18 protein-coding genes are annotated in these 24,987 nt (G+C 67.6%); 8 read left to right on the plus strand and 10 right to left on the minus strand.

Features of this window, described 5'->3' with window-relative positions:
- Positions 1 to 715 precede the first annotated feature (715 nt).
- From RQP53_RS22495 to RQP53_RS22505, 3 genes are read left to right on the plus strand one after another with little or no spacing between them, the layout of a single operon-like run.
- A complete protein-coding gene (locus tag RQP53_RS22495; protein WP_315652950.1) occupies positions 716 to 1,117 on the plus strand; it encodes a GntR family transcriptional regulator in 402 nt (133 codons plus the stop codon).
- Positions 1,114 to 2,043 carry an ABC transporter ATP-binding protein gene (locus RQP53_RS22500; RefSeq protein WP_315652951.1) on the plus strand — a complete coding sequence of 310 codons (930 nt, stop codon included), beginning with the start codon at positions 1,114 to 1,116 and terminating at the stop codon, positions 2,041 to 2,043. Before RQP53_RS22495 ends, RQP53_RS22500 begins: the two co-directional genes overlap by 4 nt.
- Positions 2,043 to 3,488: a hypothetical protein gene (locus RQP53_RS22505; protein ID WP_315652952.1), complete on the plus strand. Its 1,446-nt coding sequence runs from the start codon at positions 2,043 to 2,045 to the stop codon at positions 3,486 to 3,488. The genes RQP53_RS22500 and RQP53_RS22505 overlap by 1 nt, the downstream gene beginning before the upstream one ends.
- A 45-nt stretch (positions 3,489 to 3,533) precedes the next feature.
- On the opposite strand, the gene trxC is transcribed toward RQP53_RS22505, so the two are convergent.
- Positions 3,534 to 3,947 (minus strand): thioredoxin TrxC, encoded by a 414-nt coding sequence (trxC, locus tag RQP53_RS22510; protein WP_315652953.1) that lies wholly within the window; start codon positions 3,945 to 3,947, stop codon positions 3,534 to 3,536.
- A gap of 30 nt (positions 3,948 to 3,977) precedes the next feature.
- Positions 3,978 to 4,922, minus strand: coding sequence for a LysR family transcriptional regulator (locus RQP53_RS22515; RefSeq protein WP_315652954.1), 945 nt, complete (start codon positions 4,920 to 4,922; stop codon positions 3,978 to 3,980).
- A gap of 81 nt (positions 4,923 to 5,003) precedes the next feature.
- Here RQP53_RS22515 and RQP53_RS22520 point away from each other — a divergent pair, with 81 nt between their 5' ends.
- The gene (locus tag RQP53_RS22520; RefSeq protein ID WP_315652955.1) at positions 5,004 to 5,171 is read left to right on the plus strand and encodes a hypothetical protein; all 168 of its coding nucleotides are present in this window, start codon (positions 5,004 to 5,006) and stop codon (positions 5,169 to 5,171) included.
- 12 nt (positions 5,172 to 5,183) lie between these two features.
- Positions 5,184 to 5,579 carry a hypothetical protein gene (locus RQP53_RS22525; protein WP_315652956.1) on the plus strand — a complete coding sequence of 132 codons (396 nt, stop codon included), beginning with the start codon at positions 5,184 to 5,186 and terminating at the stop codon, positions 5,577 to 5,579.
- Here the strand turns inward: RQP53_RS22525 and RQP53_RS22530 are convergent.
- The 6 genes from RQP53_RS22530 to RQP53_RS22555 are packed head-to-tail and all read right to left on the minus strand — an operon-like array spanning position 5,548 to position 17,858.
- Entirely contained in the window at positions 5,548 to 7,998 is a 2,451-nt protein-coding gene (locus tag RQP53_RS22530) for a CHASE domain-containing protein (protein ID WP_315652957.1), read from the minus strand. The two genes, RQP53_RS22525 and RQP53_RS22530, sit on opposite strands and share 32 nt — an antisense overlap.
- 34 nt (positions 7,999 to 8,032) lie before the next feature.
- Positions 8,033 to 9,064 (minus strand): GGDEF domain-containing response regulator, encoded by a 1,032-nt coding sequence (locus RQP53_RS22535; RefSeq protein ID WP_315652958.1) that lies wholly within the window; start codon positions 9,062 to 9,064, stop codon positions 8,033 to 8,035.
- A gap of 18 nt (positions 9,065 to 9,082) precedes the next feature.
- Positions 9,083 to 9,508, minus strand: a complete 426-nt coding sequence (locus RQP53_RS22540; RefSeq protein ID WP_315652959.1) for a response regulator — start codon at positions 9,506 to 9,508, stop codon at positions 9,083 to 9,085.
- Positions 9,505 to 12,429, minus strand: a complete 2,925-nt coding sequence (locus RQP53_RS22545; RefSeq protein ID WP_315652960.1) for a GAF domain-containing protein — start codon at positions 12,427 to 12,429, stop codon at positions 9,505 to 9,507. The genes RQP53_RS22540 and RQP53_RS22545 overlap by 4 nt, the downstream gene beginning before the upstream one ends.
- A complete protein-coding gene (locus RQP53_RS22550) occupies positions 12,426 to 15,458 on the minus strand; it encodes an ATP-binding protein (protein WP_315652961.1) in 3,033 nt (1,010 codons plus the stop codon). The genes RQP53_RS22545 and RQP53_RS22550 overlap by 4 nt, the downstream gene beginning before the upstream one ends.
- Positions 15,459 to 15,467: 9 nt before the next feature.
- Positions 15,468 to 17,858, minus strand: coding sequence for an ATP-binding protein (locus tag RQP53_RS22555; RefSeq protein ID WP_315652962.1), 2,391 nt, complete (start codon positions 17,856 to 17,858; stop codon positions 15,468 to 15,470).
- Between the two features lie 239 nt (positions 17,859 to 18,097).
- On the opposite strand from RQP53_RS22555, the gene RQP53_RS22560 reads away from it, so the two are divergent.
- Together RQP53_RS22560 and RQP53_RS22565 are read left to right on the plus strand one after the other, a co-directional pair.
- Complete coding sequence (locus RQP53_RS22560) at positions 18,098 to 19,678, plus strand: sensor histidine kinase (protein ID WP_315652963.1); 1,581 nt, start codon at positions 18,098 to 18,100, stop codon at positions 19,676 to 19,678.
- Positions 19,675 to 20,367, plus strand: coding sequence for a response regulator (locus RQP53_RS22565; protein ID WP_315652964.1), 693 nt, complete (start codon positions 19,675 to 19,677; stop codon positions 20,365 to 20,367). The genes RQP53_RS22560 and RQP53_RS22565 overlap by 4 nt, the downstream gene beginning before the upstream one ends.
- Positions 20,368 to 20,471: 104 nt before the next feature.
- Here RQP53_RS22565 and RQP53_RS22570 read toward each other — a convergent pair whose 3' ends face one another.
- Both RQP53_RS22570 and RQP53_RS22575 read right to left on the minus strand, forming a co-directional pair.
- A complete protein-coding gene (locus RQP53_RS22570; RefSeq protein ID WP_315652965.1) occupies positions 20,472 to 21,077 on the minus strand; it encodes a chalcone isomerase family protein in 606 nt (201 codons plus the stop codon).
- A 79-nt stretch (positions 21,078 to 21,156) separates the two neighbouring features.
- Positions 21,157 to 22,713: a methyl-accepting chemotaxis protein gene (locus tag RQP53_RS22575; RefSeq protein ID WP_315652966.1), complete on the minus strand. Its 1,557-nt coding sequence runs from the start codon at positions 22,711 to 22,713 to the stop codon at positions 21,157 to 21,159.
- A gap of 350 nt (positions 22,714 to 23,063) precedes the next feature.
- Here RQP53_RS22575 and RQP53_RS22580 point away from each other — a divergent pair, with 350 nt between their 5' ends.
- Positions 23,064 to 24,959 (plus strand): potassium transporter Kup, encoded by a 1,896-nt coding sequence (locus RQP53_RS22580; protein WP_315652967.1) that lies wholly within the window; start codon positions 23,064 to 23,066, stop codon positions 24,957 to 24,959.
- Positions 24,960 to 24,987 lie beyond the last annotated feature (28 nt).

Here is a 24,987-nt window from a genome sequence, read left to right on the forward strand (position 1 = left end):
CTGAACGCGTGGTTCATGCATGTCTGAACAAACCCAAACTTGGCTCGTTACCTTGCTCGAATGCTGGCAAGGACTTGCGGCGCAAGCGCGCTTGTCGGATCTAAAACAGGCCTCAAGACCGAGCCCTTATACTGGCGGCAGTTTCCGTCTTCGGTGCCGTGTCGGGCACGGTGTGGTTCGGAGACCTCCTCAGCGCAGGTCTGGTGTTGTTTGCCTCCTTGTTCCTGGTCATCGAGATCTCTTTGGAGATCGAGAGCCAAACCAAGGGGAAAAAATGAAACTGAAACTCAAGCTGAAAAGCAATCGAAGGGGCGCGGAGTACCTGGGGGATGCGCACCAGACACTGCAGGGAGGTCACGGCTTCGCCGGGCTCGAATTAGGCCCAAAGAGGGCTCCACCCCCGCCAATACTGAAAAACGCCCGTCAAGGGCGTTTTTTTTGCGCTGCGTCTTAGCGGTCGCCCTTCTTGCAAGCTCCAACCTGGCGGGAGCAGAACCTCAGTACGTGCTTACCGGTGGACTAACTGCCCCCGACTCAACAACACAGATCTTTCGCTGCAAAAGGCTCGAAAAGTTCGGCGTTGAATGAACAAAGTTCAGACCTGAATGGTTTTCGACAGTGAAGTGAAGGGGGCGCTGTGCTTGCCAAACACCGCCTATGTGTACTACAGTACTGATACACGTAGTCAGCAACCCAACGCAGCCCCCCCATCACCGTGCAGCACGACGCGACCCTGTTCAGCATCAACACCGGTTCCACCGAGCCGATCTATCGCCAGCTGCTGGAGCAGTTGCGAAGGCGCATCGTCGCTGGCCAGTTGGTGGCCGGCGACGAGATGCCCTCGGTGCGCGAGGTGGCGCAGGCGCTGGCGGTGAATCCGATGACGGTGTCCAAGGCCTTCAGCCTGATGGAGGCCGAGGGCCTGGTCGAGCGGCGGCGTGGGCTGTCGATGGTGATTGCCCAGCAGCACCGGCGTGCCCAGACGCAGAGCTCGCGGATCGAGCTGCTGCGCCCCACGCTGGAGCGCGCCGCCGCCGAAGCGCAGCAGCTGGAACTGCCGGCCGCCCAGGTGCTGGCCCTGTTTGAACAACTTCTTGCCAAGGGGGAAACCCGATGAACTCAGTCCTGATCGGTGCGTCCACCACCATGGCCTCCATGCCCACCAGCGCCGAGCACCTGGCGCTGGCACACAGCGCGCAGCTGCGCGGCGTCAACCTCAGCTATGGCGAGAAACCGGTGCTGCGCCAGCTGGACTGGCAGCTGCTACCCGGCCAAGTGATTGGCCTGCTGGGTCGCAACGGCGCCGGCAAGACCACGCTGCTGGAAACCCTGCTGGGCCTGCGCGAACCGAGCAGCGGCGAGGTGCAGCTGTTCGGCCAGCCGGCCCAGCGCCTGGACGATGCGGTGCGGGCGCGCATCGGCTATGTACCGCAGCAGTCCACGCTGTTCGAGGCCTTCACCGCGCGCCAGCTGCTGGCCTACTTCAAGAGCTTCTACCCGCGCTGGAACGAGGCCAAGGTGGAGGGCCTGCTGTCGCGCTGGGAGCTGCCGCTGGATCAGCAGATCGGGCGCCTGTCGGGTGGCCAGCAGCAGCGGCTGTCCATCGTCCGTGCGTTGGCCCATGACCCCGATCTGCTGGTGCTCGATGAGCCGGTGGCCAGCCTGGACCCGGTTGGTCGGCGCGACTTTCTGCGCGAGCTGGTCGAGCAGGTGCTGGAACGCGGCACGACGGTGGTGTTTTCGACGCACATCCTGTCGGATCTGGAGCGTGTGGCCTTCAATGTGGCCTTTCTGCGCGAGGGCCGCATCGCGCTGCAGGCACCGCTGGATGAGTTGCAGGAGCAGCTGCGTGTCGGCACCGGCACGCCGGCCGAGCTGGCCGCGCTGCAGCAGCGCCTGCAGGCCGAGCTGCTGCGCCGCACCCCGCTGGACGCCGGGCGCGAGCGCTGGCTGCTGCGCCTGCCGCAGGCGCCGCTGGCCGGCGAGGCGGCGCGCGAGCTGCCGGCGATGAATCTGGAAGACCTGTTCATGGAGCTGAGCTGATGAGTGCGCTGCAACAGTACGGCCGTCTGCTGGCCGCGCCCTGGCAGCAGCGGCGCAACGAGAGCTGGCCCTGGGGCCTGCTGCTGATCGCGCTGGGTCTGCTGGCACTGCCGCTGACAGTGGGGCTGGCCGAATCGTGGGCAGCCGCTCGCTTCATGGCCTGGGTCAGCCTGCTGGCCGCGGTGCTGGGCCTGTGGGCGCTGCAGATCGGCAGCCTGCTGAGCCAGAACGATGCCATGCTGGCCCGGCTCATGCCGCAGCAGCTGCGGCGCTTGCGCGAGCTGGCACTGATGCTCAGCGCCGTGCTGCTGGCGCTGACGGCCCTGCTGGCCGGGCTGCTCGACAAGGACCCCTTGTTGTGGGTGGCCCTGTGCATCGGGCTGCAAATTCAGCTGATCGCCTTCATGCGTGGCAGCTACTGGGGTCAGCTGATCTGGTGTGCGCTGTTCGCCATGAACAGCCCGATTTGGCCGCCTTTGGTGAATGCCTGGAGCACCTGGCGCGCCGAGCAGCCATTCGGTCTGGCGCTAGGCGTGCTGCTGTCTGGTGCCTATGCAATCCGACGATTGTTCGGCGAAGGCGGGACGACTCATCAACGGCGTCAGGCTCGCCGCGAGCGTGAGCTGAAGACGCTGCGCCTGACGGTCAGCGGCCAGTCCGGCGTGCTCCACGGCGGGCGACTGAACCGCGCAATCATGGCCTTCTTCAATGCGCCCTACCGCTGGCAGATGGCCCGGCTGTTGCGCCACCCCGGGCACGATGCAGCGTCCGCCCTGGCTCGCGCCGAGCTGAGCCTGGGCGCGGCCACGCACTGGGCGACGCAGCTGGCCAGCCTGCTGGTCTTTGCCGCCTTGCTGCTGATCACCGGCGTGGTGCTGTGGCTGACACTGGGCCCTTCAGCCTTTGAAGCCTTGGACAAGGGCGCCAGCGTCGGCCTGAGCATTGCCGCCGTCAGCATTGCCTTGAACCCCTTGCTCGGCCTGCGCGCGGCACTGTGGCGCACCCGCCATGAGCAGGCCTTGCTGATGCTGCTGCCGGGCATGCCGCAGGGCAGCCAGCTGAACCGCATGCTGGCGGCACGCTGGTTGCGCCAGCTCGGCTGCTTGCTGCTGCCGGCGGTGCTGCTGCTGGTCATGCTGGATCAGCTGGGTGGTTCGGCCAGGCAGTTTGTCGGTTATCTGATTGCCATGCTGCCCTACAGCCTGTGCCTGGTCGACGACTGGTCGCGGCTGCGCGAACGCAGCGGCCAGCTGCTGGCGCAGATGCTGGTCGGCATGGTGGTGGGCGCGCCGCTGATCAATGGCCTGATCCGCAGCCTGGGCTGCTCACCCTGGTTGGCGCTGGCGGTGGTGATGGGCCTGGTGGGCCTGCTGCTGTGGCGCGCCTGGAAGCGACTGGATGGCTACCCGCAGGCCTGGCCGGCGGGGCGATTGAACGTGGGTTGAACGTGGGCTGAATGGTGCTTGAGCGTTGGCTGAGCGCGGGCAGCGTCAGCGCAGCCAGCCGATGATCTGCGCGGCCTGCAGCGCGCCGCTGATGCGCCGCACTTCGCGGCCGCCCTGCAGCTGGATCAGCGTCGGGATGCTGCGAATGCCGTAGTGCTGCGAGAGCCGTGGCGCTTCGTCGCTGTTCACCTTGAGCAGCAGGGCCCGGCCCTTCAGCTGGCGCGCTGCGGCTTCGAACTGCGGTGCCATCGCCCGGCAGGGGCCGCACCAGGGCGCCCAGAAATCGACCAGGACGGGCAGCTCGCTGCCGGCGACGATGGCGGTGAACCGCGCTTCGTCAACCTCGATGGCGTGGCCCGAGAGCAGCGGCTGCTTGCAGTGGCCGCAGCTGGGGTCGTCGCCGCAGCGCTCGTCAGGCACGCGGTTCTTGGCAAGGCAGTGGGGGCAGGTGATCAGCATCGCTGGCAGATAGGGGCGCCACGTGGCAAGTCAAGGTGCAGCTTTCAGCAGCGCTTCAATGCCGGCGCCCACCTCCTGCATGAAGGCGCGCACCCGGGCGGTCTGGCGCAGGTCGGCATGGGTGAGCAGCCAGACCGGCGTGCTCACGTCTTCCAGCACCTCGGACACCGGCAGCAGCTCGGGCTCCTGCGCCTCGATGATGGTGGGCAGCAGGGCCAGGGCCAGGCCGGTGCGCGCCATCGCCACGGCGGGGTGCAGCAGATCGAGCCGCATCACGATGCGTTCGGGCGCGACGTGGTCCAGCATCCAACGATCAAAGAAGCGGCGGCGCCGTTCGCGGTCAAAGCCGATCCAGGGATAGTCGCGGCACAGCTGTTCGACCGGCGTGATCGCCTGCGGCAGCCCCGGCGCGCCGCGGCGCGCATAAACGCGCATGCGCAGCTCGCCAAGCCGGCGGCCGACCAGATGCTCAGGCACCTCGCGGCTCATGCGCAGCGCCACGTCGGCGTCGCGGCTGGACATATCGACCAGGGCCGAGTTCTCCTGCACCTCGACGGCAATGCCCGGATGGCTGCGCGCAAAGGCGGCCAGCGGCTCGGGCAGCAGGTAGAGCGTGGCGACGAAGGCGGTGGACAAGCGCAGGCTGCCCTGCAGCTGCAGATCGCGGCCGATGATGCGCCGCTGCAGCTCGGCAATGCCGGGCTGCATCTCGCGGGCCTGCGCGGCCATCAGCTCGCCGGCCTCGGTCGGCGCATAGCCCTGGCGGTGCCGCTCGAACAGCCGGGCGCCCAAGCGCGCCTCCAGCGCGTCGAGCCGGCGCAGCACCGTGCTGTGGCGCACGCCCAGGCGCTGCGCGGCGCCATTGAGCGAGCCGGCGTCGGCAATCGCCAGCGCCCAGCGCAAGTCGTCCCAGTCCAGCGCCGGGCCGGTGTCCTCGGCCGAGCTGCCGGCCGGGTGGCTTGTGCGTTTCTGCATTTTCGTAAAGCGCAGCAGGTGGTTGTTTGAGCGAGATTGCAAACATAGCATGGCCTCACTCGATCACCACGGAGTTTTGCCATGAGCGTCATCCGCCCTTTCCAACGGCCGCCGCAAGCCGCGGCCGCAGCACCCACGGAGCGCGCCACGCCGGCGCCGCGACCCTTGCTGGACCGCTATTTCCAGGCCTGGTTCGAGCGCGCCTACCGCCGCTGGTCCAGCGCTGATCGCTATGCCCGTTACTACTGAAGGCCTGACACCATGCCGCATCTGCACCTGAGCCTCAGCGACGAGGCCGCCCCCGATCTTGCCCAATTGGCCGCCGCACTGACCGCGCTGACCGCCCGCACGCTGCACAAGGACCCGAGCCTGACGACGCTGCGGGTCGACCGCCTCGCGCCTGGCCACTGGTTTGCCGCTGGCGCAGCGCTGCCGGCTGGGCAGCACGCCCATCAGCTGGAGATCCAGGTCACCGCCGGCACCAATGGCGAGGCCGAAGTCGCCGCCTGGCTGGCCGGCGCCGATGCGCTGTTGCGCGAGGCGCTGGGCGGTGATGGGCATGGGCATCCGCCCTGCTATCTGGTCGTGCAGACGCTGGACGCCGCCCACTGGGGCTACAACGGCCTCAGCCAGGCGCAGCGCCGGCTGACGCGCTGACGATGGCGGCGGCGGCCGGGTAAGGCAGCCAGACCGAGAAGCAGCTGCCCTGGCCGGGCGCGCTGTCCAGCTCGATATGGCCGCCATGCTTGTCGACGATGCGCTTGACGATGTCCAGCCCCAGGCCGCTGCCCTCGCCGGCGGCCTTGGTGGTGAAGAAGGGCTCGAAGATGCGTGCACGCAGCTCCGGGGCGATGCCGCAGCCGCTGTCGCTGATGCTGACGACGGCAAAGCCGTCCTGCCGGCGCAGCCGCACGCCAAGCCGGCCGCGGTGCTCCATGGCCTGCAGCGCGTTGTGGATCAGATTGCTCCAGACCTGGTGCAGCTCATCGGGCAGGCAGGGCAGCGGTGGCAGGCCGTCCTCATAGTCGCGCACCAGCTCGACGGCCTGGCGCAGCTGGTTCTGGTAGAGCGTCAGCACGGTCTCCAGGCTCTCGCGCAGATCTGTCGGCTGCAGCTGGCCGGACACCTCGGCGCGCGAGAAGCGCTTGAGGGCAAAGACGATCTTGCTGACCCGGTCCACCGCCATGCCGATATTGCTGGCGCTGCGCGTCAAGGTCGCCACGGCCTCGGCCTGGCTCAGCAGCTGCTCGCGCAGCGGGTGGCGCAGCAGCGGCAGCAGCTCGGGTCGCAGCCGCTGCAGGCCGAGCTGAACCAGGACGGCGGCACTCTGGCGCGGCGCGGCTACGCCGGCCTCGCTCAGCGCGTCGCCGAGCTCGCGCACCCGTGCACGCTCCTCGCGGGTGCTCAGTGGCGCCTGCGCCTGCGGGGCTTGCTGCGTCAGTGCGATGAACAGCTGCTGCATCTCCGGCTCCAGCTGCTGCAGCAAGGGCGGCAGGCCGGCCAGGCAGTGCGCCAGGGCCTCGGTGAGATTGCTGCTGCTGGAACGGATGGCACCGATGGGCGTGTTGATCTCATGCGCCACATTGGCCACCAGCTGGCCCAGCGAGGCCAGCTTCTCGTGCTGGATCAGCTGGGCCTGGGCCGTCTTGAGCTCTTGCAAGGCCTGCTCGGCCTGGTGCAGGCTGGTCTGCAGCGCTGCATCGGCCTGCTTCTGCGCCGTGATGTCGTAGCTGACCCAGATCGAGCCGAGTTCGGGCTGGCCGGGCACCAGCAGGCTGCCATGCAGGCGGCAGGGGATCTTGTGGCCGTCCTTGTGTACCCATTCGACTTCGCCGATCCAGCGCTGGTGCTCGGCGATGGCGGCATAGGCGATGCGCCCGGCGTTCTCAAAGATCTGGTCGTTCTCGTAAAGGACGCGGGTCGAGGCACCAACCAGCTCCTCGGGGTGGTGGCCCAGCATCTCGGCCAGGCCGACATTGCAGGCCAGGATGCGGCGGTCCTTGACGAACTCGATGCCGACGGCGGCGCTGTTGAAGATCGCGCTCAGATCGGCCAGCGTTTGAGCCAGCTGGGCTGCCAGCGCACGCCGGCTGGCCCAGCCGGACACCAGCGCCGCGGCCAGCAGCGCGGTCAACAGGCCGGCGCCGAGGATGATCAAGGGCCGGGCCGCGTCGCTCTGGTAGCGCGGCCCTGGCAAGGCCTCGAACTGGAAGTCCCACCGGCGCTCGCCGACGCTCAGGCTGGCAGTGGCACTCAAGCCCGTGCGGGCGATGGCCGCCGGCGCGCTGTCGAACAAGAGCTTGGCCGGCGCTGTGCCACGGGCTTCGCTGGCGTAGCCGCTGTCGTGGATGCGCACCCGCATCGCCGGCAGCAGCTGCGCGTCGATGGCCTCGCGGACCAGATCGTCCACCCGGTAGACCAGGGCCGCGAAGCCCAGCAGGGCGGCCCGACGCTCGGCCAGCGTGTCCAGCCTGGCACCGGCGTGGTAGATCGGCTGGCGCACGACGAAACCGGCGCTGCCGCTGGGGTCCTGCACCAGCTTGATCGGCTCGGTGGCGACGGGCAGACCGCTGTCGCGGCCCAGCTCCAGCGCCCGCAGATGCGCCGGCAGCGAGGCCAGGTCAAGGCCGAAGGCGCGCTGATTGCCCTGCATCGGCTCGGTGTACTCGATCACGTAGTGCAGCTCGTGCGCTTGTTCCGGGTGGATCGCAAACGATGGGAAACCGTCGCTGCTGACCGAGCGATCGGCCCGTACGCGGGCGACAAAGGCCTGGCGCTGCCCGGCATTGACGGCGCGCACGAACTGCACCGCCTGGAAGCCCGAGTGATGCTGCTGCAGCTGCAGCTCGGTGAGAAAGCGCTGGAACTGCAGCCGGTTCAGCTCGGGCTGTACGGCGAACAGGCCGACCACCGCACGCAGCGCCTCGAAATGGGACTGCAGCCGGCCCTCCATCTGGGAGACCAGATGCTGGCTGTCCTGGGCAAAGCGCTGCTCCAGCTGACGCTGCTGCGCCTGTGCCACCAGCGCGGCAATCACGCCGGCCACGGCCAGCACGCCCGCGAAAGCCAGCAGCATCTGGAGCCGTTTGCCCCAACGCACCGGCTGCCCTTCAGCCGGGCGCGCGGCGCGGCTGGGCTTCGCTGACCCGCTCGCCGAACTCCACCCGATTGCGACCGTTGGCCTTGGCCGCGTAGAGGGCCTTGTCGGCGCGCGCTTCGACGGCGGCAATCGTGTCGCCCGGCGTGTAGACAGCAACCCCGAAGCTGCCGGTGCAGCGCTCGACGCGCGGGAACTGCTGCTCCTCGATGCGCAGGCGCAGGTTTTCGGCGACCTGCATGCCGCCGGCCGCATCGGTATCGGGGCAGATGATCAGGAACTCCTCGCCGCCCCAACGGCCGACCACATCGCTGGCCCGCACGCGCACCTGCAGGATCTGCGCCAGCGTGATCAGCACTTCGTCGCCGACATGGTGGCCATAGGTGTCGTTGACCCGCTTGAAGCGGTCCAGATCGAGCAGGATCAGCGCGAAGCTACGCCCGGTGCGGCCGGCGGCGGCGAACTCGCGTTCGAGCACGCGATCGAGGAAGAGCCGGTTGTAGAGCTTGGTCAGCCGATCGGTGACCGACAACTCTTCCAGCTCGCGGTTCTTCTCGACCAACTCCTGCGTGCGCTCGGCCACCGTCTGCTCAAGCTCCTCGTTCATCCGGCGCAGTTCCTGCACATGGCGCTGCAGCTCGGCATTGAGCTGGAAGGCGCGCAGGGCCGCCTGCGTGGTCAGCACCACATCCTCGTTATGCCAGGGCTTCTCGAGAAAGCGAAACAGATTGGCCTCGTTGATCGCGCGCTTGACACCATCGAGGTTGCTTTGGCCGGTCAGCATGATGGTCAGCACATCGGGCAAGCGCTGGTGCACGCGCACCAGCAGCTCGTCGCCCTTCATGCCGGGCATGATGTAGTCGGCCACGATGACGGCCAGCGTCTGGCCCTCGCGCTCCATCTCGTCGATCAGCTCCAGCGCCTCGGCGCCGCTCTCGGCAATCTCGATCAGCTGCCCATGCAGCAGGTTCTTGCTGAGCAGCGAGCGCAGCGAGGTCAACACGCCGCTGTCGTCGTCGACACAGAGAATCACTTCTTGGCCCATGCTACTCATCTCCTTGGCTCAGACGCCCAGTTCGCTGGGGCGGCTGCTGGCGAAACGGGCCAAGCCCTCGTCAATGCTCTGCACCAAGGCCTGTGCGTCCCAGGGCTTGGCAATCAGGCTGCTCAGATGCCCCTCGCAACGCACCCGGTTGACCGCCGCATCGCTGACCTGGCCGGACAGCATCACCGTCACGACATAGGGAAAACGCCGACTCGCCTGGATCAGGAATTCGTCGCCCTTCATGCCCGGCATCTGGAAATCGGAAATCACCACCAGGGGAATCAGGCCCTGTCCGGTCAGCTCGTCGAGGATTTCCAGACCCTCTTCGGCACTCTCGGCAATCTCGATCAGATGCTGGCTGCCGTAGGCCTTGCGCAGCTGATCGCGCAAGGCGCTCAGCACGATGACCTCGTCGTCCACACACAGCAATATCCCCTGCTTCATGTGTTCTCCCTGGTGTATGGCAGGCGTACGGTGAATTTCCGCCCCTGTGTGATGGTACGTTCGACGGTGATGTTTCCGCCATGGCTGGCAGTGATTTTCTGCATGGCCGGTGGCAGATCGGTATCAATGCCGGCAGCGCTGCTGCAGACGGTCAGCCGCGCATGCATGCCGTCCCGGGTCAGCGTCCATTCAAGCCGGCCCGGCGCGCGCAGCCCCTGCATCGCCGCGTCCAGCAGCAGGGTCCAGAGCCGGTGCAGCTCGGCAGCATGGGCATGCAGCGGCGGCAGCGCCTCGAAGCGGCTGCACAGCTCGATGCCGTGGCGGAAGCGATGCTGGTACAAGGTCAGCACGGTATCCAGGCTGTCGCGCAGATCCAGCGCCTGCAAGCCCTGACTCTGCTCCAGCCGGGCGTAGCACTTCAGCGCATGGACGACCCGCGTCGCGCGATCAGCGGCGGCGTTCACATTCGCGGTACTGGAGAGCAGCAGTGCCAGCTTGCGGGCCAGGTAGAGGATGCGCTCCCGCTGCGGATGGCGCAGCAGCGGCAGCAGCTGGTCAAGGGGCTCGCCGGCCCCAAGCGGCAGCAGCACGTCGGCCAGCTGGCGGGCATCGCTGAACCCCGCCTGCTGCAGGGCCTGAGCGAGTTGTCGTCTTTGCATGCGTTCATCGCGGATATTCAGGCTTGTGTGGCTAGCGCTCAAGCGTTCCAACAGCTCAGCCAGCAGACCTTGAGCGACCGGGTCCAGTTGCTGCAGCAGTGGCGGCAGCTGTTGCAGCAGCTGATCCAGCAACTCGGCGATGCCGCGCCCGCCTGCGCTGATGACGGCCATCGGCGTTTGCACTTCCTGAGCCAGACTGACCACAAGCTCACCAAGGCTGGCCAGTTTTTCCTGCTGAGCCGTCTGCACCTGGGTGCGGCGCAGCTGCTCGAGTCGCTGCGCATTGGCCAAGCCGATGGCAGCGAAGGCGCTGAGTGAGCGCAGCATGGCCTGCTCGCGCTCGTCATAGGCGTCTTTATGCCTGGCCTGGATCGTCAGCACGCCGAGCAAGCGGTCGTCAAGCATCAGCGGTGTGAACATCGCGCTCAGCATGGCTTGAGTGCCGGGCAGCAGTTGCATGGCGTCGCCATTGAGCTGCCGGCGCTCGCGGGCACAGCGCGCGGCGAGGGAGCCGGCTTGGTCCAGATCCCGTCGTATCGGCGCCATGGGCCGGCCGGCCTCGCGGGCGAAAAGGCTTTGCAGGCAACGCTCCTGTGCTTGCACGCGATAGAGGATGAAGCAGTCCACGGCCATCAGAGCCTGGGTGTGGGTGAACAGGCATTCACAGACCGCCAGCGGGTCTTGCTGAGCAAGGATGTCGCGACCGATCGCCCCCAGCCTCTCCAGCGCCTCATTGGCCTGCTGCAGCAGCGCGCTGCGTCGCGACTGCGCCTCGGCCTCCAGACGCTGTCGCTCGGCCTCGACCTGCATGCGCTGGGCGTCGCGTTGCACCCCCAGCGCCAGCGCGCGGTGACTGCTCGCCTTCTGGTGCAGCGCCTGGCGGGCCGCATTGGCCTGCTGAGCAAAGTCCAGCGCCTGCGCATACTCGCCGCGCTTGGCGTGGGCGCGTGCCAGCGCATCGAGCAGGCTGACCGGCACCCGATAGTCGGCCAGGCCCCGCGCCAGCTGGTGGGCCTCCATCAGCAGCCGCAAGGAGGTGGCCGCGGCGGTGTCGCCGGAGGGCGTCGGATAGCTGGGGTGAAGCTCGTGCAGCTTGGCCAGCAGCTCGAAGGCCGCAATCCGGCGCGTGGTGGCCACCCGCGGTCGCTCCACAACGGCCTGCGCGAAGCCCTGCGCTTCCTTCAGCCGGCCTTGCTCGAGCAGGGCGGCCGCCAGGCCGACATGAGCGTGGTCAAGCAGATCGGCGTTGCCGACGGCCTGCGCATGGGCCTGTAGTTCGACAAAGCAAGCTTCGGCGTCGCTGACCTGCTGATCGGCAAGATGCAACTCCCCCAGGCGCAACAACAGGGTGCCATGGCCTCGCGCATGCGGCTGATGGGCGACCAAACCTCGCGCTTCCTGCAGCAATTCACGCGCGTCGGCAAGACGATCGAGCCGGCGCAGGCAGTCCCCCGCAGCGGACAAGGCGGCGGCGCGGCCGCTGCGCAGCCCCAACCGGCCGGCCACATCCTGCGCCAGCGCCGACCATTCCAGCGCCGCCTGGTAGTCCTGAATATTGCTGAAGCCAAAGGCAATATTGCAGGCGAGCAGGATGCTGGCATGAAGCTGACCGCTGTCCTGCGCCAAGCGAAAGGCCTCGATCGAATGAGGCACGGCGACGCCGAAGTCCCCTTTCAGGGCTGCAAGCGTTGCGTGCAAACTCTCGACCTGGGATCGCGCCGACGACGGCAGTGCGCGCGGCATCTCGGCCGCAATGGCCGCGGCGGCCGTTTCGGCGCCGGCCAGATCCGCAAAGGCCAGCACACGGGCCTGCCAGGCGGCCGCAGCAACGGCCCTTTCGATATCGTCACCAGCCGCGATCTGCATCTCTCGCAGGGCCGCCAACTGGCGCTGCGGATCGCCGCCCTCGTAGGCAAGCACGGCATGCAAGGCATGCGCGTCGGCGCAGCCGATGCCAGATCCGATGGCCGCAAAGTCCGCCAATGCAGCGGCGCCGGCACGTTGCGCACCGGCCAGATCACCGCCTGCCAAGGCCAGCTCGGCACTCAGCAGCAGGCGCCGCGCGGCGGCCTCGGGCGGCAAAGGCTGCGCGTTCAAGGTCTCCAGCAAGGCGCTGGCCCGGGCCGGTTGGCGTTGGCGTAGTTGCCAGGCCAGCGCAAGCTGCAGCTGCGACACCGCTGGCCCAGCGGCCGCCTGTGCCACCTCGCGCTCCAGAGCCGTCAACGCGGCCTCGCTGGCATACCAGGGCAAGGGCGTGCTCATGGGCGGCTATCCCGCAGACGCGGCAGACGGACCAGAAAGCAGCTGCCCTGACCCGGTACGCTTTGCACACTGATCTTCCCGCGATGGCGCTGGATGATCTTGCTGGCGATGTCCAGGCCCAGACCGCTGCCTTCACCGCTGGGCTTGGTGCTGAAGAATGGTTCGAAGATGCGCGCCAGTGCGGCCTCGGGGATGCCGCAGCCGGTGTCGGCGATTTCCACCTCCAACCACTCCTGATTGCCGCTGCAGCGCAGGCTCAGCCGGCCCTGCTGCTTCATGGCCTGCAGCGCGTTGTGGATCAGATTGCCCCAGACTTGCACCAGCTCGTCTGGCTGGCCGCGCAGGTACAGGCCGCGCTCCAGATCAAGCGCCAACTCGACACCTTGGCGCAGCAGATGCTGGTAGCTGTGGAGCGCCTGCTCGATATTGCCGCGCAGCTCGAAGTCGAGCGCCTCGGCGGGGGGCGACGGCGCCGCATAGCGCCGCAGCGCAAAGGCGATCTTGGCCATTCGCGTGACAGCGGTGTTGATGTTCGCGGCACTGCGTACCAGCGTGGCAAGACCATCGGCCATGCCCAGCAACTCGGCGGCGCGTGGATGGCGCAGCATGGGCAGCAGCGCGAGCCAGTCGTCCTGCGCGCGCAAGCGCAGCAACAGATCGGCCTGGCGGCGGGCGTCCGCAATGCCCTGTGCCTGCAGCTGCAGGCTCAATGCACGGGCGCGGTTTCGTTCCTCGCGCGAACTCAGCAGTTCGGCCTGTTGGCGGGCCTGCTCAACCAGGCCGAACAGCGCTGCCTTGCTGGCCTCATCCAGACTGAGCAGCAGCGCGGGCAGTCGGGCCAGGCTGTGCGTCAGCCCATCAGCGATGCTTTCGCCGCTGGACTTGACCACGGCCATCGGGGTGTTGATCTCATGGGCCACGTTGGCCACCAGCTGGCCCAGCGAGGCCAGTCTTTCCTGATCCGCCAACTGGCTCTGTGCCTGTTGCAGCTCTTGGCTGGCGTCGGCATTGGCCAGCGCGATGGCCGCATAGGCAGCCAGATTGCGGAAGATCGCCCGCTCATGTTCGCCATAGGCATGGCGCTCGAAGGACTGAACCGTCAGCACTCCAAGCAGGCGCTGGCCCGCGAGCAAGGGGGCATAGAGCTTGCTCGGCGTATGCCGGGTGCCGGCAAAGACCAGCGGACCGGGGGGCTCATCGTCAACGACGATCTCGCAGCGTTCGCGGGCGCAGCGCGGCACATTGCGCTGCTCATCGTCGAGCGCGAAAACGCGTTCGGGCAGCGCGATGCCGGCCTCGACGCCGTAGACCATGCTCAGCGAGGCGCCGCCGGGGTCGAGCCTGAAGACGGCAAAGGTCGCCACATCGAGCAGCTTTTGTACATGGCGCTTGAGCGTTGCCAGCAGCGTTTGCTGATCCTGTTGCGCACTGATGTCGCGCCCGATATCGCCCAGCGACTGCAAGGTGGCTTGCAGCCGTTGCAAGGCCTGAACCCGTTCGCGCTCGCGCTGCGCCTGCTCCTGCGCACGTGCATGCTCGTCGCGCGCGCGCGCGGTCTGTTGGGCCAGCTCTATGGCGCTGGCGCGGCTGACCGCCTGTTCGTGGTGGCGACGCTCCTGCGCCTGCCCGGCCTGCACGGTGTAGGCATAGGCTTGCGCCCTATCACCCACGCCAGTGCTGACCTGCGCCAACGCTTCGTAAAGCGAGGCCTGTGGCACAAAACCCTCAGTCTGCTCGGCCAGTTGCAGCGCCTGTTGCAGTACCTCGAACGCCGCGGTCTGAGCGGCAGCCGTGGGCATGGCGCCCGGCTCGGCCAGCAGCAGCAACTTGGCACGCAGTTCCAGGGTGTCGACGCGCAGATGTCGGGCGCCGCTGGCGTCCAGCATGCGCTGGGTCAGTTGCAGACCGGCGGCCTGCCTGCCCAGCGCCAGATAGGCGCGGGCCTGCGCTTGCTGGATCTCGGCCATGACATGGGCGCTGCCAAGCGCCCGGCATTGCTGCTCGCAGTCATGCAGCAGGGCCAGGGCCTCCGCATGCCGTCCCTCGTCCAGCGCAAACTCGGCCATCAGCAGGCCGGCCATCAGCCACTCCCGCAGGGGGCGCCTCGGTTCCAGCAGTTGCAAGGCCTCAGCCGTCAGCGTCCGGGCGGTGTCCTGTCGGCCCAGTGCCCGCAGCGCCGCGGCCGATCGCAGCAGCGCCCGGGTCTGGGCATCGTGTGCGCCGGCCAGCCGCGCCAGTTCCAGCGCCCGTTGCGACCATTCGAAAGCTGATTCGTGGGCATGCATCAGCTCGAAGCTGGTCGCCGCATTGGTGGCCGAGTGGGCAGCCAAGAGCAGCTGGCCGGTTTGTTCGGCGGCTCGGCAGGACTCGATGAAGCGTTGTGCCGAACGGCCCAGTGCGCCGTGGAGACCAAATGCAATGCCCTGGCAGTTGCTCACCCAAGCCGTCAGCGCGGGCTCGGCATCGACGCTGAGTTGCCTAAGACGCGCTGCCCAGCGCGGCTCGGCGCTGGCCAGGTCTTGCAGCAGCTCGGCATGCGCCTGTTTGCACTGGGCCAGCGCGTGGCGCAGTGGATCGCGTGAGTGCATGGCGACCATCACATGTTCAAGCTCACGCTGCAGTTCGTCGTACTCGCCCCGGTCAGCCGCCAGGCTCGCCAGCAGCAGCCGGGCATCGGCCGCAGTGACTGCGTCGGCGCTGCGCAGCGCCTGAAGCAGCACCTGCTGGCTCAGCGCGGTGGCGCCGTGCTGTTCGCCGGCCAGCGCGCGGGATTCGGCTTCGATCAGCCGGCAGCGGGCCGCCAGCCTGGCCTGCACCGTCGCCGTCAAGCCAGCCTGCGGCAGCAACGCCTCGGCCTGCTGCCGGAGCTGCTGGGCACGTTGCGGCTGGCGTTGGCGCAACTGCCAGGCCAGCGCCACCATGGCCTCCAGCTGCGCCGGCAAAGCGCCCTGATGAGCGGTCGCGGCCAGGGCCTGTTCCAGCGGCAGCAGCTCGGCGTCGGTGACCGCATAGGCAGGCGCAGCGGGCATGGCAGAACGTCAGGTGCCGGGGATCAGATGGGCGGCAGGCTTGATCGGCAGGAAGACGCTGAAGGTGCTGCCCTGGCCGGGCTCGCTCTGCACCTCGATCCGCCCCTGATGCTTGGCGACGATCTTGCTGACGATGTCCAGCCCCAACCCGCTGCCCTCGCCGACCGGCTTGGTCGTGAAGAAGGGCTCGAAGATCCGTGGCATCAGCTCCGGCGCGATGCCGCAGCCGCTGTCGGCGATGCTGACCCGCGCCTCGTCGCCCTGGCGCGCAATTGCGATACGCAGCACGCCCTTGTATTGCATGGCCTGCAGCGCGTTGTGGATCAGATTGGTCCAGACCTGGTTCATCTCGTCGCGCAAGCACCAGACCGGCGGCACCTCTCCGTAGTCGCGTTGCAGCTCGATGCCGCCGCGCAGCTTGCTCTGATAGATGGTCAACACGGTTTCAATGCCTTCGCGAAGATCGACCTCGGCGAATTCGGCGTCGCGGTCAAAGCGGGAGTAGGACTTGAGCGCAAAGATGATCTTGGCGACCCGTTCGACCGCCAGGTTGATGTTCTCGGTATTGCTGGCGATGGTGGCAGTACTGTGAGCGGTGTCCAGGATCAGTTCGCTGTGCGGGTGGCGCAGCAAGGGCATCAGCTGCTCCATGAGCGGCTGGGCCCGCATCTGCACCAGCAGGCCGGCCTTGTGGCGGGCGCCGGCGATGCCGGCGGCGTCGAGCTGCTGACTGAGTGCACGCACCTCGGCACGCTCCTCGCTGGAGCTGAGCACGGCGCTGGCCTGATGCACCTGCGCGATCAATGCACTGAAGCGCCGGCCTTCGTCCTCGTTGAGCAGGGCCAGCACCCGTGGCAGGTTCTCCAGCGTGTAACGCAGCGCGTCGGCGATATTGCGACCGCTGGACTTCACCGCGCCGATCGGCGTATTGATTTCATGGGCCACGCCGGCAACCAGCTGGCCCAGCGCCGCCATCTTCTCGGATTGCACCAGCTGGCCCTGGGCCTGGCGCAAATCGTCCAGGGCCCGGGCCGCCTCGCCGCGCGCGGCCTCCACCGCCGCGTAGGCCGAGGCATTGGCCAGCGCAATCGCGGCATAGGACGCCGTCGAGCGCAGCACCTCCAGCTCGGCGGCCTGGTAGGCCTGTGCCTGATGACTTTGGCAGACCACGACTCCGATGCGTTTGCCATTGGCCACCAGCGGGCGCAGCACTGCGGACCGCGTTGGCGCCTTGGGCACGATGCCCTCGGGCGTCGGCGCGGCCAGCGTCAGCGCCTCGTCGGCGACGACGAATTCGCGCTCTTCCAGAAAGGTCTGCACGGTCAACCACTTGAGGTCGTTGAGCATGAAGCTGGAGCGTGGCGCCCGCAGGCCGTCCTCAACGTAGTAGATCAGGTCGAGCCGGTCGCCACCGGACGCCAGCACAGCGACGCCGAAACTGTCCAGCGGCAGCAGCGCCTGCAAATGGCGGTGCAGGGCCTGGCAGATGTCGTGCTGGTCCAGGCTGGTCGTCAGCTCGCGGCCGATATCGCCGACCTGGCGCAGCATGTCGGCCGACTTGGCCAGCGCCTGGTTGGCGGTCGAGAGTTCGGCGGTGCGTTCGCGCACCAACTCGGCGAGGTGGTCGCGGTGCTTGGCCAGCTCGCCTTCGTAGCGACGTTGCTGCAGCAGGTACTCCTGCAAGCGATCCTGCAGGTGGTTGACGCCGTTGACCAGCTGGCTGAGTTCGTCCTGGCTGCCACCGCGCCGCTGCAGTTTCAGCCGCTCGCCGAGTTCTTCCGGCCGCAGCCGCGACAGATGGGCGGCAATCCGGCGCACATGGATGGTGATCTGGCGGCTGAACAACAGCAGGATGAAGCCCGACAAGAGCAGCGACTGGATCAGCTGCGTCACCACAATGGCCTGGGCGGCGCTGCGCAGTGAAGCCCAGAGCTGGCGTTCATCGCCTTGCAGCGTCAGCTCGCCCAGCACCTGCACCGGCCCGCCGGGAAAGGCCTGGTGGAACAGCGTCTGCGTCTGCGTCGGCATATCACCGGTGGCCAACCAACCGGGGCGGGTGAAGTCCAGCAGTTCGCTGTCGACTTTGTTGGCGCGCAGCCGGATGGCCATATGGCCGATCGACTTGACGTTGGCAGCGCTGCCCAGATGGGCCTGGATGGCCTCGCGGTCCATGTCCCAGACGGCCTTGGACAGCGTCGTCTGGTAGATCTTGGCCAGCAGCTCAAGCTCGGTGGCCATGGCGCTGCGGCCCGAGCGCCAGGCCGACCACATATGAGCGCTGCCGGCCAGCAGCGTGAACACCAGGCAAAAGGCCAGCATGGCCAGCACCATGCGGGCGCCGAGCGAATGGCGCGTTGGCGGCGGGCGGCTGAACAGGCGCACGATGGGGCTGGAACTCAAGCCGGCCTACTTTCTGTGCGGGCGCGCCCTTTTGCGCACAGCAAGTCTGCGCTGCGCAGCCGGGCCAGGCTTTGTCCGACGACAGTGGCAAGCGGGGGCGACACGGACAAGCACATCTCCAGGGCCTGAGGTCTGCGCGGATCTTAGCGAGGCGGCGGCACGGCGCCAATCGATGCTTGTCCAGCCTGGCAGACCGGCCACATACGCGATCCTGATGTGGGGCCTGCTATGGTGCAGCGATGATCGCCTCGCTCAGCAGCTACAGCAAGAAGGACTATGCGCTGGCCGCCCTGGTCTGGGGCCTGGCCTGGACGCTGATGCTGGGCTTGGACGAACGCCTTGAGCTGGTCAATCTGGCCCTGCTGCCGGTGCTGGCCGGTGCCCTGGCCTCGATCTGGCTGCCCGCCTGGCTGTCGATGCTGAGCAGCCTGCTGGCCGTGCTGGCCTTCAACTGGCGCTTTCTGCCACCGCGCGGCAGCCTCGAGGTGGCGCTGCCGCATCATGGCCTGCTGCTCGGCTCGATGCTGGCGCTGAACTGGATCACGGCCGTGCTGCTGGCCCGCCTGAGCTGGCAGGCGGCACAGGCGCGGCTGCATGCCCAGCGCGCCGAACAGTTGCGGGCCTTCAGCGAGGCCTTGCGCGACGCCACCCAGCCGCTGGCGCAGGCGCCCATGCTGCAGGCCACGCTGTCGACCCTGCTGGCCGGCGAGGTTCGCCTGCTGCTGCTCAAGGACGCGCTGCCGCCTACCAATGATGCCAGCGCCGCCATATTGCTCGGGCCTGCGCCAGATGCCGATCAGTTGGCCGGTTTGTGGGCCTGCCTGCGTCAGAGCAGCGACTTCGGGCCCGGCACCGGCCGCCATGAGGAACTGGCCTGTTGGTACCTGCCCTTGCGCGGGCGTACCCGCGCCAACGGCGCGGTGCAACTCGCGATTGCCGATCCGCTGGCGCCGGATGCCTCGCTGCGTCGCCATGCGCAGACGCTGTGCGACCAGTTCGGCCTGGCGCTGGAACGGCTGGCCAGCGAGCGGGCGGCGCAGCGCGCCCACGACGAGGCCGAGAGCCAGGCCACGCGCAATGCGCTCTTGGCCGCCATCTCGCACGACTACCGCACGCCGCTGGCGACGATTCTGGGCGCGGCCTCGGCGCTGCTGGAGCAGGACGAGCGGCTCAGCGCCGCGCAGCGCCGCCGGCTCAGCGCCACCATCATCGACGAGACCCGCCAGCTCAGCCGGTTGACCGACAACACCTTGCAGCTGGCACGGCTCGACGCGCCCGGCGTGACGCTGAAGCTGGACTGGGAGTCGGCCGAGGAAATCGTCGGCGCGGTGCTGCACCGGGTGCGCCAGCGCCATGCCGGCAGCGATGCCCCCCCGCGGCTGCGCGCACGGCTGGAGCCGGGCCTGCCGCTGCTGCGCTGCGACGCGCTGCTGCTGACCCAGCTGCTCGAAAACCTGGTCGACAACGCACTCAAATATGGCGGCGAGACCGGCGTCGAACTGCTGGTGCGCTGTGAGCAAGGCGATGGCAGCGGTCCGGCCCAGCTGGTGCTGGCCGTGCGCGACCGCGGCCCCGGCGTCAGCCCGGCCTGGCGCGAGCGGATCTTCCAGGTCTTCCAGCGCGGTGCCGAGCTGAACCGCGAACGCCCCGATGGCGAGCAGCGCCGTGGCGCCGGCGTGGGCCTGGCCGCCTGCCGGGCGATCGCCCGCGCCCATGGCGGCGAGATGCGCTACCGTGCGCGCAGCCACGGCGGCGCCAGTTTCGAATGCTGGCTGCCCCTGCTTGACACCGCCCAGCCGGCGCTGATGGAGAAGGAATGAGTCTGAACGTGCTGCTGGTCGAGGACGACCGCGAACTGCGCACCACGCTGCGCGATGCGCTGCGGGTCGAGGGCTATGCGCTGCAGACGGCGGCCAGCCTGGCCGAGGCCGAGGCACTGCTGGCCCATGCGCAGCCGCCTGACCTGGTGTTGCTCGATCTGGGCCTGCCCGACGGCGAGGGCGAAACGCTGCTGGCCAGCCTGCGCCAGCGCAAGAGCGTGCCGGTGCTGGTGATCTCGGCGCGCGAGCAGGACGGCTCCAAGGTGCGCCTGCTCGATGCCGGGGCCGATGACTATCTGGTCAAGCCCTTCAGCGTCAGTGAATTGTTAGCAAGGATGCGGGTGGCGCTGCGCCACCGCGGCGTGCACACCCAGGCGGCGGTCACGCGCTTCGAACACCTGGGCCTGCTGGTCGATCTGGCCGCCCACCGGGTGGCCTTGAACGGCCAGGCACTGCACCTGACACCGACCGAATTCAATCTGCTCGCCCGGCTGGTGCGCAGCGCCGGCCAGGTGGTCACCCATCGCACGCTGCTGGCCGATGTCTGGGGGCCGGAGTTCACCGAGCACACCCACTATCTGCGCCTCTATATGGGCCAGCTGCGCGCCAAGCTGGAAGCCGATCCGGCCGACCCGCAGTTGCTGCTGACCGAGCCGGGCGTGGGTTACCGGCTGGCCGAGGCGCGCTGAGCCAGGCAGTGGCAGCCAGCGCGTGGGGCGGCTCGGCCTGTGGATAAGGCTGTTGGCAACTTGTGCGCGGCGGCTGAATAAGTCGGCCGCGCTCCTGCGATGCCTCAGCCCTTGCTCTGCCCCAGCAGCGCCGGCTTCAGCGAGGTGTCGACCGGCTTTTCGCCCAGCCAGATCTTCAACACGGCGTTGTAGAAGGCGATATCGGGCAAAACCTCGCCGACCTGCTTGCCGTTGACGGCCATCACCATGCCGCTGCCTGGAATCCAGTCGCAGGTCAGCACCTCGCCCTTGCCCATCTTGCCGACATTGACGAAGACTTCGCCGAACTGGCCCAGCTGGTTGACGAACTTGGAGCGTTCGGCCTTGTCGGTATTGGCGGTGATACCGGCCATGAAGGCCTGGCCGAAGTCTTCGCCGGTCACCTCACGCAGCATGGTGATGGCGAAACGGCGCGGGCCCTGGCTGTCAAACACCGCTGCCGGCGTGTCCTTCTTTTCGGGCAGGTACAGCGCCATCGTGTAGACCTTGACGATCACTCGCGTCCGGATGCCAGCGCCGTTCAACTTCAGCTCCTTGCCGGCGACCTTGGCCGTGGGCTCGATATTGACGCCGGCCAACTCCAGCGCCTGGGCGGGCAGGGCGCAGGCCGCGGCGAACAGGGCAATAGCGCTCCAGCGCGCAAACAGACGGGACGCAAAGCTGAGGTTCATGGGCACTCCTTGTGCGTGGGGGATCTGGCGTTGGGAAACGGCGTGGGGAAATGGCATTGGGGATTGGCGGGATTGCTGCTCAGGCCGAATGCGCATCCAGCGTGAACAGGCTGACGACCTGCTCCAGCGAATCGGCCTGGGTCTTCATCGAGTCGGCCGCCGCGGCAGCCTGCTCGACCAGGGCCGCGTTCTGCTGGGTGCTGCGGTCCATGTCGTTGATGGTCTGGGTGACGCGCTCGATGCCGGCCGTCTGCGCGGCGCTGGCGCTGGTGATCTCGCCCATGATGTCGGTCATGCGCTGCACGCTGGCGACGACGCCATGCATGGTCGTGCCGGCCTGCTGGACCAGCTGGCTGCCCTGGGCGACCTTCTCGACCGAGTCGCCGATCAGCGTCTTGATCTCCTTGGCGGCCGAGGCGCTGCGCTGCGCCAGGCTGCGCACCTCGGCGGCCACGACGGCAAAGCCGCGGCCCTGTTCGCCGGCACGTGCCGCTTCCACCGCCGCATTCAGCGCCAGGATATTGGTCTGGAAGGCGATGCCGTCGATGACGCTGATGATGTCGACGATCTTCTTCGACGAGGCATCGATGGAGCCCATGGTGCTGACCACGCGCGACACCACCTCGCCGCCCTCGTGGGCCACATGCGAGGCCTCGCGGGCCAGCTGATTGGCCTGCTGGGCGTTGCGGGCGTTCTTGCGCACTGCCTCGGTCAGCTCGTTCATCGAATGCAGGGTCTGTTCCAGTGCGGCGGCCTGCTGCTCGGTGCGGGTCGACAGGTCGAGGTTGCCGCTGGCAATCTCGCTCGAAGCGGCGGCGATCGATTCGGTACCGTCGCGCACATTGCCGACGATCTGCTTCAGGCTGGCATTCATCTCGGCCAGCGCCTGCAGCAGCTGGCCGGTTTCATCTGCGCTGCGAACCTCGATGGTGCTGGTCAGATTGCCCGAGGCGACCTTGCGCGCAATGGCCACCGCACCGCGCAAGGGGCGGGTGATGCCGCGGGTGACGATCAGGCCGATCAGCACGCTGGCCGTGGTCGCCCCCAGCGCCAGCAGCGCAATGACGACACCGGTCTTGTTGGCCAGACTCTTGGCGGCCAGACCGGCCGCTTCCATCTGCGCGTTCTGTGACTCGACGAACTTGTCCATCGTCGCCAGGTACTTGAGTTGCAGCGCGCGCACCGAGAACAGGAACTTCAGCGTCGCCTGATCCTTGTCGCCCTCGGCCACCAGCTTCACAAAGCTGGCCTGGGCCGGCATGAACTTGGCGCGTACCTCGGCCATGGCCTTCAGCGCTTCGCGGCCGGCCTCGTCGTCAACCAGCTTGTCGAGATCGGCAATCGCCTTCTCATGCGACTGCAGCAGCTTCTCGACCGAGGCCAGTTCCTTTTTGACCTGCTCCTCGTTGGTCATGATCAGCGTGCTCATCATGCCGCGCGAGGCGTCGCCAAGCTCGGCCTTGGCACGATTGGCCAGCTGGGTCTTTTGGTAGTCGTGGCTGACCAGATTGGTCATCTCCGAGCTGAGCGACTGGGTGCTGTAGTAGCCCAAGCCGGCCATCGACAACAGGAACACGATCACCACCGCGAAACCCAGGCTCAGACGCTGGCCGATGCGCAAAGATTTCAAGCTCATCACGGTACACCTCGCTCCGTTCTAGAACCGCCGGCTGCCGTGTTGGCGGCGCCGGATCGACCGTCGCCCACGGGCCGGCCAGTGCGTCGCAAATCCTAAGCCTGTGCGGCATGCGCCAACAAGGAATTTGCACGGCTTCAGTGTTTCATATTTAGCATTTAGGAGGGTCGGTAGATTTGTGACATTTGGCGCGCCGGCATTGGCTATCTGCGCGGCTCCCCGTGGACGGGGCTTGCGCGAGGCTGCAGCTGCGGAGGACGAGGGCCCGCACTTAGCCCATCCATATGCGTTCCTGATGCGCGTGCAGCGATGCTGCGCCCAAGTTCACTTCAGGCCCTGCCGTTTTCCCCATGTCCACCACCCCTTCCGCCTCAGGCGCTCCGGCCCGCCAAGGGCTGGCCGCACTGACGCTGGGCGCCATCGGCGTCGTCTATGGCGATATCGGCACCAGCCCGCTCTACACGGTCAAGGAAGTCTTTCTGCCCGCCACCGGCGTAGCCTTGAACCCTGCCAATGTGATCGGCGTGATCTCAACCATCATCTGGGCCTTGATGCTGGTGGTGACGCTGAAATACGTCATCCTGATCCTGCGTGCCGACAACCGCGGCGAGGGTGGCGGCCTGGCGCTGACCGCGCTGGCCACCCAGGCGGTGGGCGGCAAGCCGCGACTGCGCCAGTTCCTGCTGTTGATGGGCGTGTTTGGTGCGACGCTGTTCTATGGCGACAGCGTGATCACACCGGCCGTGTCGGTGATGGGCGCCATCGAGGGCCTGGAGGTCATCACGCCAACGCTCAAGCCCTTTGTGCTGCCGATCTCGCTGGCGATACTGGTCGGCCTGTTCCTGATTCAGCGTTTTGGCACCCATACCGTCGGCAAGCTGTTCGGGCCGGTGATCCTGCTCTGGTTTGCGGTGCTGGCCGTCGTCGGCGCTGGTCATATTGCCCAGCAGCCGCAAATCCTTGCGGCGCTGAACCCGCTGCATGCCTGGCACTTTCTCAGCGAGCGCGGCTGGCATGTGTTTGCCGCCGTCGGCGCCATCGTGCTGGCCCTGACCGGCGCCGAGGCGCTCTATGCCGATATGGGCCATTTCGGCGCCACCCCGATCCGCCTGGCCTGGACGGTGATCGTCTTCCCCGCGCTGATCCTCAACTACATGGGCCAGGGCGCACTGCTGATCGCCGACCCGACGGCGATCGAGAACCCCTTCTATCGACTGTTCCCCGAGTCGCTGATGCTGCCGGCGGTGGCGCTGGCCGCCTTTGCCGCGGTGATTGCCTCGCAGGCGGTCATCTCCGGCGCCTATTCAATGACCAAGCAGGCCATTCAGCTCGGCTTCCTGCCGCGCATGGAGCTGCGCTACACCTCGGCCCGCGAGGCCGGCCAGATCTATATGCCGGGCGTCAACTGGGCGCTGCTGGCCGGCGTGATCGCCGCCGTGCTGCTGTTCGGCAACTCCTCGGCGCTGGCCGGTGCCTATGGCATTGCGGTGACGTTGACGATGATGATCACCACGGTGCTGACCTATTTCGTCGTTCGCGACGGCTGGCGCCTGCCGGCGCCGATCGCCATCGGCGCGACCCTGCTGTTCCTGGCGCTGGACGCCCTGCTGGTGGCCGGCTGCGCGATCAAGTTCCTTGATGGCGGCTGGTTCCCGCTGGCCATGGGCCTGGCGCTGTTCGTGCTGATGAGCACCTGGGCGCGCGGCCGCCAGCTGCTGATGAACAGCATCCGTCGTGATGGCCTGGAACTGCAGCCCTTCATCGAGGCGCTGGAACCCAGCGGCGCCAACCGCGCGCTGCGCACCGCCGTCTATGCGGTGGCCAATCCGGACACCGTGCCGCAGGCGCTGCTGCACAACCTCAAGCACAACCAGGTGCTGCACGAGAACAACATCATCCTGACGGTGATGTTCCACGAGGTGCCCTGGATTGCCGAGGCCGAGCGCGTTGAGGTGGCGCCGCTGGTGCCGGGCTTCTGGCGCGTCAGCGTGCACTATGGCTTCATGGACCAGCCCGATGTGCCGCAGGCGCTGACACTGTGCGCGGCCAAGGGCCTGCAGGTGCCGGCCTTCGAGACCAGCTATTTCCTCAGCCGCGAAACCGTGGTGCCAACCCCCGGCGCCGGCATGGCCGACTGGCGCGAGCGCCTGTTCGCGACCATGAGCCGCAACGCCAGCGGCGTGGCCGAGTTCTTCCGCCTGCCCGATAACGCGGTGGTCGAACTGGGCACGCGGGTGCAGATCTGAGCCGGGCCTGAATCGGGGCGGCCTTCTA

The sequence above is a fragment of the Roseateles aquae genome, assembly GCF_032337115.1.
Classification (GTDB): domain Bacteria; phylum Pseudomonadota; class Gammaproteobacteria; order Burkholderiales; family Burkholderiaceae_C; genus Roseateles_C; species Roseateles_C aquae.

Excerpts from the sequence above, each read along its gene's own strand:
- RQP53_RS22500 (WP_315652951.1), top strand. The coding sequence starts at position 1,114 with ATGAACTCAGTCCTGATCGGTGCGTCCACCACCATGGCCTCCATGCCC.
- RQP53_RS22580 (WP_315652967.1), top strand. The coding sequence starts at position 23,064 with ATGTCCACCACCCCTTCCGCCTCAGGCGCTCCGGCCCGCCAAGGGCTG.
- RQP53_RS22560 (WP_315652963.1), top strand. The coding sequence starts at position 18,098 with ATGATCGCCTCGCTCAGCAGCTACAGCAAGAAGGACTATGCGCTGGCC.
- RQP53_RS22550 (WP_315652961.1), bottom strand. The coding sequence starts at position 15,458 with ATGCCCGCTGCGCCTGCCTATGCGGTCACCGACGCCGAGCTGCTGCCG.
- RQP53_RS22505 (WP_315652952.1), top strand. The coding sequence starts at position 2,043 with ATGAGTGCGCTGCAACAGTACGGCCGTCTGCTGGCCGCGCCCTGGCAG.
- RQP53_RS22525 (WP_315652956.1), top strand. The coding sequence starts at position 5,184 with ATGCCGCATCTGCACCTGAGCCTCAGCGACGAGGCCGCCCCCGATCTT.
- RQP53_RS22530 (WP_315652957.1), bottom strand. The coding sequence starts at position 7,998 with ATGCTGCTGGCTTTCGCGGGCGTGCTGGCCGTGGCCGGCGTGATTGCC.
- RQP53_RS22515 (WP_315652954.1), bottom strand. The coding sequence starts at position 4,922 with ATGCAGAAACGCACAAGCCACCCGGCCGGCAGCTCGGCCGAGGACACC.
- trxC (WP_315652953.1), bottom strand. The coding sequence starts at position 3,947 with ATGCTGATCACCTGCCCCCACTGCCTTGCCAAGAACCGCGTGCCTGAC.
- RQP53_RS22540 (WP_315652959.1), bottom strand. The coding sequence starts at position 9,508 with ATGAAGCAGGGGATATTGCTGTGTGTGGACGACGAGGTCATCGTGCTG.
- RQP53_RS22545 (WP_315652960.1), bottom strand. The coding sequence starts at position 12,429 with ATGAGCACGCCCTTGCCCTGGTATGCCAGCGAGGCCGCGTTGACGGCT.
- RQP53_RS22520 (WP_315652955.1), top strand. The coding sequence starts at position 5,004 with ATGAGCGTCATCCGCCCTTTCCAACGGCCGCCGCAAGCCGCGGCCGCA.
- RQP53_RS22565 (WP_315652964.1), top strand. The coding sequence starts at position 19,675 with ATGAGTCTGAACGTGCTGCTGGTCGAGGACGACCGCGAACTGCGCACC.
- RQP53_RS22535 (WP_315652958.1), bottom strand. The coding sequence starts at position 9,064 with ATGGGCCAAGAAGTGATTCTCTGTGTCGACGACGACAGCGGCGTGTTG.
- RQP53_RS22570 (WP_315652965.1), bottom strand. The coding sequence starts at position 21,077 with ATGAACCTCAGCTTTGCGTCCCGTCTGTTTGCGCGCTGGAGCGCTATT.
- RQP53_RS22575 (WP_315652966.1), bottom strand. The coding sequence starts at position 22,713 with ATGAGCTTGAAATCTTTGCGCATCGGCCAGCGTCTGAGCCTGGGTTTC.